Raw genomic sequence first — 2,418 nt, forward strand, 5'->3', positions numbered from 1 at the left:
GCTAGATACTATATTCAATATAGTTTCATATTTAATTCTGTTTTATTTCCTACTTTTATACTGGAAAGGTTTTCTTTATGTAACTACTAAAAGTCCATTACAGTTTCTTTTAATAACAATAGTTATATTTTCTCTTTTGTGGTCAGGAGACTTAAGTTCTAGTCTTACTTATATGAGAGGTTTAATCAGACTATATTTTCTGGCAATCTATTTGGCAATGCGTTATTCTCTCCGTGAACAAATGAGACTAATCGCTTGGGCGCTTGGTATATCTGCATTATTATCTATGATATTTTCTGCATTCATACCAGGTTATATTCATCAATCCCCTGAATTAGTAGGTATGTGGAGCGGAATTTATGGTCATAAAAATGAATTAGGATATATGATGGCTTGGAGTACAGGAGTTTTTTTGCACCTTGCTCTTAGTAGCCATCGATATCGTTGGTTGATGTGGGGAATATGTGGTATATCTATATGTCTAATTATCCTCTCGCGTTCCACAACATCTTTGACGATTATATTAACAATGATATTACTTTTACCTGTCTATAAATCATTTCAAAAAACTAATTATAAATTACAAGTTATTCTAATTACTTCGACTTTAATGTTACTCATTATCGGTTTAATGTTACTTATCAATAATATCGATACCGTAGTTGGTACTTCTGGCAAAGATCTTACCTTTAATGGACGTTCCGATCTCTGGGAGCTAGTGATGTCCAAGATTTGGGAAAGACCCTGGCTAGGTTATGGATTTTCTGGATTTTGGACTAGTACTTCTGCATCTAATCTAAGAGCTACTTATGATTGGGCAAGTAATGCTCACAATGGATTTTTAGAACTATTGTTAGAATTAGGATTTTTAGGATTTTTGACTTTTGCAGCAGGCTTTTTCCGGTTCTTTGTAATGGCATTAACTCGAATTATTTCTGTTGCTAAAAAGCCGGAAGATTATTGGCCAATGCAGATGCTAATTATCATTGTAATAGTCAATTTTTCAGAAGCAAGATTATTAACTCCCAGTTGGAATTGGTTAATGTATGTAACTACGTCGCTATCTTTGACTCTTGAATATGAACGAAATCATAAAAATATTTTAGTTAATAATTACGAAGTTAAAAAAAATGAAAGTTTTACATCTTAGTACTCACGATATTGGTGGAGGTGCTGCAAGGGCTGCCTATCGTTTGCACACAGGTTTGCAAGATATAGGACTACAGTCACAAATGCTAGTTCAGGAAAAATCTAGTAATGATAAAACAGTAATTGCACCTAAAATTAGACTGTTTCAAGGCATCGCCAAAGCCAAATTGACATTTGAAAGCCTACCATTAAAGCTTTATACTCAAAAGAAAAATACACCATTTTTTATTCAATGGTTGCCAGATAGAGTTATTCCTAAAGTTGCTCAGATTAATCCAGATATAATCAATTTGCATTGGATTAGCGGAGCTTTTATGCAAATAGAAACGTTCTCTAAGCTAAAGCTTCCTCTAGTTTGGACTCTCCATGATATGTGGGGGTTTACTGGAGGGTGCCACGTTATTGGAGAATGCGATCGCTACAAAGTATCCTGTGGAGCTTGCCCTCAACTCAACTCTAGTAATGAGTGGGATTTATCCCGTTGGGTATGGCGGCGCAAAGTAAAAGCTTGGAAAAATATTAATTTAACTCTGGTTTCCCCAAGTTCTTGGTTAGCAGAGTGCGCTCGTTCCAGTTCTTTGTTTCAGAATTTGCGAATCGAGGTGATTCCTCACGGATTGGATACTCAAAAATATCGACCTATTAATCAACATTTTGCACGAGAAACACTGAAGTTACCTCAAGATAAGAAACTGATTCTCTTTGGAGCTATAGAAGCAACAAGCGATCGAAATAAAGGGTTTCATTTGTTGCAGCCAGCTCTACAAGAATTGAGTCAGGCTGGATGGAAGGACAGCTTTGAAGTGGTTATTTTTGGGGCATCTCAACCGGAAAATCCACCAGATTTAGGCTTTAAAACATCCTATTTAGGGCATTTATATGATGATCTATCTTTAGCAACTGTTTACTCGGCAGCTGATGTAATGCTTGTGCCATCTCTGCAAGAATCTTTTGGACAGACAGCTTCTGAATCACTTGCTTGTGGTACTCCAGTTGTTGCATTTAATTCTACTGGCTTAAAAGATATTGTCGATCATCAGCAAAATGGGTATTTAGCGAACCCTTATGAAGTTGGCGATTTCGCCAAAGGGATTGTCTGGATACTTGAAAATGAGCAGAGGTTAGAAAAACTGTCATTTTATGCTCGCAAGAAAGCTGAACAAGAATTCACCCTAGAACTTCAAGCACGTCGTTATTCAGCTTTATTTGAGGAAATATTGATGATAGCCAAGAAATCTCCATTTAGTAACTAATTTAGTAAATAAATAC

Annotated in this window: 2 protein-coding genes; both read left to right on the forward strand. The window is 35.9% G+C overall.

The features are described from left to right. A partial coding sequence (locus GNF10_RS36445) for an O-antigen ligase (protein ID WP_185607467.1) occupies positions 1–1,150 on the forward strand: 1,150 nt, incomplete at its 5' end. Continuing rightward, on the forward strand, positions 1,131–2,402 hold the full coding sequence (locus tag GNF10_RS36450) for a glycosyltransferase family 4 protein (RefSeq protein WP_185581785.1): 1,272 nt from the start codon (positions 1,131–1,133) through the stop codon (positions 2,400–2,402). The genes GNF10_RS36445 and GNF10_RS36450, both read left to right, overlap by 20 nt. Positions 2,403–2,418: the final 16 nt, after the last annotated feature.

Origin of the sequence: Nostoc sp. UCD121, assembly GCF_014222285.1 — a bacterium.
Taxonomy (GTDB): domain Bacteria; phylum Cyanobacteriota; class Cyanobacteriia; order Cyanobacteriales; family Nostocaceae; genus Nostoc.

What these genes read in the sequence shown, in the direction of transcription:
- GNF10_RS36450 (WP_185581785.1), top strand. Translation starts at nt 1,131, where the DNA reads ATGAAAGTTTTACATCTTAGTACTCACGATATTGGTGGAGGTGCTGCA.